The sequence below is a fragment of the Leifsonia sp. NPDC058292 genome (assembly GCF_042880955.1).
Lineage (GTDB): Bacteria > Actinomycetota > Actinomycetes > Actinomycetales > Microbacteriaceae > Leifsonia.
On the sequence record NZ_JBHVYL010000069.1, the window covers coordinates 1 to 5,774 of the forward strand.

Consider the following 5,774-nt stretch of genomic DNA (forward strand, 5'->3'; position numbering starts at 1 on the left):
CACCTGTGTCGGGTGACGGCGAGTCGGGACCCCTCGATGCCCGGCGGGCGCCGGGTCAGCCTTCTTGCGGGCGCTCCGTGTCGCCGCGGAGCAGGTCTTCGAGTGCCTGATCCACCTCGTCGCGTTCCGGCTCCTCGCCGTTCGCCGCGGCCGTGAGCCGGGCGACCAGCGCCGACGGGTCGTCCAGGTCGCTCGACTGGGGGAGGAGGTCGGGGTGCGACCACAGGTTGTCACGCCCGTCGGCGCCGACCGCATCCGTGACCGCCTGCCACATCGCGGCGGCCTCGCGCAGCCGGCGTGGCCGCAGCTCGAGGCCGACGAGGGTCGAGAACGCCGATTCGGCGGGGCCACCGGATGCACGGCGACGACGAACCGTCTCGGCCACCGCGTCGGCCTTGGGCAGCAGGCGGGTCGCGCCCGCGGTCACCACGTCGACCCAGCCCTCGACGAGCGCGAGCATCGTCTCGAGGCGGGCGAGGGCTTCGAGCTGCTCCTCGGACTTCGGCGGGATGAGCGCCCCGCTCACCATGGCCTCGCGAAGCTCCTCGGGGTTCGCCGGGTCGAAGCCCTCGGCGAGCTCTTCGAGTCGTTCGGTGTCGATCGTGATGCCCTTGGCGAACGCCGTGATCTGGGTGAGCAACTGCAGACGCAGCCACTTGGCGTGACGGAAGAGGCGGGCGTGGGCCAGTTCGCGAACGGCCAGGTACAACTGCACCTGGTCGGCCGGGATGTCGAGCCCGTCACCGAACTCCGCCACGTTCTGCGGGATGAGGGCGGCCGTGCCGTCTGCCAGCAACGGGATGCCGATGTCGCCACCGGAGACGACCTCCTTGGCGAGCTGGCCGACCACCTGGCCGAGCTGCATGGCGAAGAGTGCGCCGCCGATGGAGCGCATCACCTGCCCGGCGTTCGCGATCATGCCCTGCATCTCTTCGGGCGCCTGCTCGGTGAGCACTCGGGTGAGGGCGTCGGAGATGCTCAGGGCCACCGGCTCGGCGAGCTGGGTCCAGAGCGGCATGGTCTGACGCGCCCATTCGGCCCGCCCCATGAGGAGCGGAGGGGCGGTGAGCTCGGCGACCGACGTGACGCCGTCGAGCCACAGGGCCGCGACGTTGAACGCCTGGTCGAGGGCGCCTCGTTCGGCGGGGGTGACCGAGTGGGCGTCTTGGGAGGCGAGCGCGCGTGCCTGCTCGAGCGCGAGATCCCAGTTGATGCCACCGTCGGTGTTGCGGATGGCGTTCTGGAGCTGACCGATGAGCTGCTGGATGCTCGCCGGATCGTTGGGGAGCCCGGCGGCGCCCGCGAGCTGGCTCGGGTCGATCGACGAGTTTCCGGAGAGGAACTCGCGCAGCATGTCCCTGAACTCGTCGTCGGGTTCTTGAGGGGAATCCGGGGAGCGGTCGTCGGCCATCGTGGCGCCTCTTTCGTGTGGTTCGGCTTTCAGGCTTGGCTTCTACGCTAGCCCGTGCACCCAGGCGCTTGGTGAGAATTGGCCTAGGCTCGGGGGTCTGGATGTGCGCCCGTGGCGAACAAGCGAAAGGTACCTGCGTGACCCTCTTCACCGACGACGACCTGCAGCCCGAGTACGGGCCGCCGAGGCGGCGCATCGCACCGTCGAAGCGAGTGATCGTCGGGTGGGTGGCCATCGCCGTGGCGTTCGTGGTGACACTCGTGCTCGCCGTCGCGCCGGCGCCGTTCGTCATCGAGCAGCCGGGGCCGGTGTTCAACACGCTGGGAAACGACCAGCGGGTGGGGTCGAAGCCGTCGCCCGACGCCAAGCCGCTCATCAGCATCCCGGGGCAGAAGACCTATCCGACCGCCGGGTCGCTCGACCTGCTGACCGTCTCGGTGGTCGGCAACCCGGATCAACGGCCGAGCTGGTTCGACATCGCCACGGCGTGGTTCGACCCGAGCCGCGCGGTGGTTCCCGTCGATGTGGTCTTCCCGCCGGGAACCACGACAGAGCAGTCCGACGCCCAGAACGCGGCGTTGATGGTGAACTCGCAGCAGGATGCGGTGGCCGCCGCCCTCAACGAGCTCGGCTACGACTTCCCCGAGGCCGTCGCCGTCAAGCAGCTCATCACAGGGACCCCTGCCGCCGATGTTCTGAAGGTCGGCGACGAGATCGCGACCGTGAACGGCCAGGCCGTGCCCGGCGTGCAGACGCTGCGCAAGCTCATCGGCGAGAACGGAACGGACAAGGCCGCCGAACTCGGCATCGTGCGCGACGGCACCGCGTCGACGGTGTCGATCAAGCCGATCTCCTCCGGCGGTCAGACCGTGCTCGGCATCGGTGCCGGGATGGACTACACCTTCCCGTTCGACGTGAAGATCCAGCTCGACGACGTCGGTGGTCCGAGCGCCGGCCAGATGTTCGCCCTCGGCATCATGGACAAGCTGACCCCGGGTGAGTTGAACGGCGGCAAGCGGGTGGCCGGCACCGGCACCATCGACAACGAGGGCAACGTCGGTGCGATCGGCGGCATCCGCCAGAAGCTGTTCGGGGCCCGCGGCGCGGGAGCGACCGTGTTCCTGGCGCCCCAGTCGAATTGCGACGAGGTGACGGGCCACATTCCCTCAGGCCTCAAGGTCTTCGCGGTGAAGACGCTCGCCGACTCCCTGAAGGTGCTCGACGCCGTGGGCTCAGGCGGCAGCACCGCCGGGCTCCCCACCTGCCCGGCTTCATAGCCGTTCCATTGCCCTTGCACAAGCTCGCGGGGGAGGATGCCGGCGCAGCTTTCTCCAAGCGTCGGCCGCCTAGGATGGTCTCTGACCTTGCCACGCGAGAGCAATGAGGGCCTACACGTGAGTTCAACAGCAGCAGCACGACCACCCGCACGCCGCCGGGCGGCCATTTGGATCACACTGGGCGCGATCGTCGCCCTGGTCATTCTGTTCTTCGTCTTCGCCGGACTGTACGCCGACATCCTCTGGTATCAACAGCTCGGCTTCCTGAACGTGCTCACGACCCAGTGGCTCGCCGCCGGCGTGATGTTCTTCATCGGGTTCCTCGGCATGGCGCTCCCGCTCTGGCTCGCGATCCAGCTGGCTTACCGGCTGCGGCCGGTCTACGCCAAGCTGAACAGTCAGCTCGACCGTTACCAGCAGGTCATCGAGCCGCTCCGCCGCCTGGCGATGTACGGCATCCCGATCGTCTTCGGCATCTTCGCCGGCGTCTCGGCCGGCAGCCGCTGGCAGACCGTGCTGATGTGGCTGAACGGAACCGCCTACGGCAAGACCGACGCGCAGTTCCACCTCGACCTCGGTTTCTACCTGTTCGCGCTGCCCTTCTACCGCAGCCTGGTCGGGTTCGCCTCGGCGGTCGTCATCATCTCGCTGATCGCGACGCTGGCGACGAGCTACCTCTACGGTTCCATCCGGGTCAGCGGCCGCGAGGTGCGCATCTCGAAGTCGGCCCGCGTGCAGATCGCCGTGATCGCCGCGCTCTACCTCCTGCTGCAGGCCGTGAGCATCTGGCTCGACCGGTACGCGACGCTCACCGACGCGAACGTCAACGACATGATCAACGGAGCCGCGTACACGGATGTGAACGCGACGATCCCCGGGCGGGCTGTGCTGGCGGGCAGCGCCATCTTCGTGGCCCTGCTGTTCCTGCTCACGGCGTTCATCGGCCGCTGGCGGTTCCCGGTGGTCGGAACGGCTCTGCTCATCGTGACGGCCCTCGTCGCGGGGGCGATCGTGCCCTGGGTCGTGCAGCGGTTCCAGGTCGAGCCCAGCCAGAAGACCCTCGAGACGCCATACGTGCAACGCGGCATCGACGCCACCCGGGATGCGTACGGTCTCAGCGACATCGACGTGATCCCCTACAACGCGAAGACCACCGCGGAGGCGGGCGCTCTGCGGAAAGACGCCCAGACCACCGCGCAGATCCGCATCATCGACCCCGCGGTCGTGAGCCCCTCGTTCCGTCAGCTGGAGCAGTTCCGCCAGTACTACGCGTTCCCGAACACGCTGGCGGTCGACCGCTACAACATCGACGGTAAAGACCAGGATGCGGTTGTCGCCGTGCGCGAACTGCAGCAGTCCGGTCTCGGCACAGCCCGCAACTGGTACAACGACACGGTCGTGTACACCCACGGTTACGGTGTCGTCGCCGCCTACGGCAACCAGCGTTCGAGCGACGGCCAGCCCGTCTTCCTCGAGTCGGGCATCCCGAGCACCGGGTCGCTCGGCACGTATGAGCCGCGCATCTACTTCGGCCAGCAGTCGCCGACCTACTCGATCGTCGGAGCGCCGAAAGACGGCAAGAAGGTCGAGCTCGACTACCCGGGCGGAACGGACGACGCGCAGCAGACGTATACCTCGTTCAGCGGCAACGGCGGCCCGAAGCTCGACAACATCTTCAAGCGGCTGGTCTACGCGCTCAAGTTCCAGGACGAGCAGATCGTGCTCTCCGACGCGGTGAACAATGACTCGCAGATCCTCTACGACCGCGACCCCGTGAAGCGCGTGCAGAAGGTGGCGCCCTATCTGACGCTCGACTCTCAGGCGTACCCGACGGTCGTCGACGGCCGGGTCAAATGGGTCATCGACGGATACACGACGAGCGACCAGTTCCCGTACTCGCACGTGGGAAGCCTCACCGACGCGATCGCCGACACGGAGACGCCCAAGCCGGCGTACTCGTTCGACAACATCAACTACATCCGCAACTCGGTGAAGGCCACGGTCGACGCCTACGACGGATCGGTGACGCTCTACGCCTGGGACGCCAAAGACCCGGTGCTGAAGACCTGGGAGAAGATCTTCCCGACCACCGTCAAGCCGATCAGCGAGATGAGCGCTCAGCTGATAAGCCACGTGCGCTACCCGGCCGACCTGTTCAAGGTGCAGCGCTCGGTGCTCGGTCAGTACCACGTGACCGAAGCCGGCTCGTTCTACTCGCGCGACGACGCGTGGACGACGCCGACCGATCCGACCTCGGATGCCGGAAACGCGACACTGCAGCCTCCGTACTACCTGACGCTGCAGATGCCGGGGCAGGATTCGCCCGAGTTCTCGCTCTACACGACCTTCATACCGTTGGCCTCGAGCGAGGCCAGCCGATCGGTGCTGAAGGGCTACCTGGCCGTCGACTCGAATGCGGGCGCGAAGAAGGGCGAAGTCGCCTCCGGCTACGGCAAGTTGAGACTTCTGACCCTGCCATCGAGCGATACGGTGCCAGGGCCTGGTCAGGTGCAGAACAGCTTCAACTCCGATCCGACCGTGTCGCAACAGCTGAACCTGTTGAGACAGGGAAAGACGGATGTGATCAACGGCAACCTGCTCACGCTGCCGGTGGGCGGTGGTCTGCTCTACGTGCAACCGGTCTACGTGCAGTCGACGGGTGAGACGAGCTACCCGCTGCTGCAGAAGGTTCTCGTGGCGTTCGGCGACAAGATCGCGTTCGAGGACACGCTCGACCAGGCGCTCGACGTCTTGTTCGGCGGTGACTCCGGCGCGACCGCCGGCGATACGAACGTGCCGCCGACCGACGGGGGCACGAGCCCGCCGACCGAGGAACCGGGCACCGGTACGGGCACGGGAACGGGAACGCAGAACGCCGCGCTGCAGCAGGCACTGCTCGACGCCCGTTCCGCGCTGACCGACCGCGATGCAGCGCTGAAGGCCGGGGACTGGGCGGCCTACGGCGTCGCCGATGCCCGCTTGAAGAAGGCCATTGCCGACGCCCTCGCGGCGGAGAGCTCGGGCGCCAGCACCGGCAAATAGGCATCAGCGCGCGACGGCCCGCACGGAGAACTCCGTGCGGGCCG

Annotated in this window: 3 protein-coding genes; 2 read left to right on the forward strand and 1 reads right to left on the reverse strand. The window is 67.5% G+C overall.

The genetic code is table 11. From position 1 onward, the window contains the following. Positions 1–55 precede the first annotated feature (55 nt). Positions 56–1,411 carry a zinc-dependent metalloprotease gene (locus tag ACFVWR_RS18765; protein ID WP_387215851.1) on the reverse strand — a complete coding sequence of 452 codons (1,356 nt, stop codon included), beginning with the start codon at positions 1,409–1,411 and terminating at the stop codon, positions 56–58. Between the two features lie 137 nt (positions 1,412–1,548). On the opposite strand from ACFVWR_RS18765, the gene ACFVWR_RS18770 reads away from it, so the two are divergent. Continuing rightward, positions 1,549–2,688: a PDZ domain-containing protein gene (locus ACFVWR_RS18770; protein ID WP_387215854.1), complete on the forward strand. Its 1,140-nt coding sequence runs from the start codon at positions 1,549–1,551 to the stop codon at positions 2,686–2,688. A gap of 117 nt (positions 2,689–2,805) precedes the next feature. Next, positions 2,806–5,730 (forward strand): UPF0182 family protein, encoded by a 2,925-nt coding sequence (locus ACFVWR_RS18775; RefSeq protein ID WP_387215857.1) that lies wholly within the window; start codon positions 2,806–2,808, stop codon positions 5,728–5,730. The last annotated feature ends 44 nt before the right edge of the window (positions 5,731–5,774 follow it).

What these genes read in the sequence shown, in the direction of transcription:
- ACFVWR_RS18765 (WP_387215851.1), bottom strand. Translation starts at nt 1,411, where the DNA reads ATGGCCGACGACCGCTCCCCGGATTCCCCTCAAGAACCCGACGACGAG.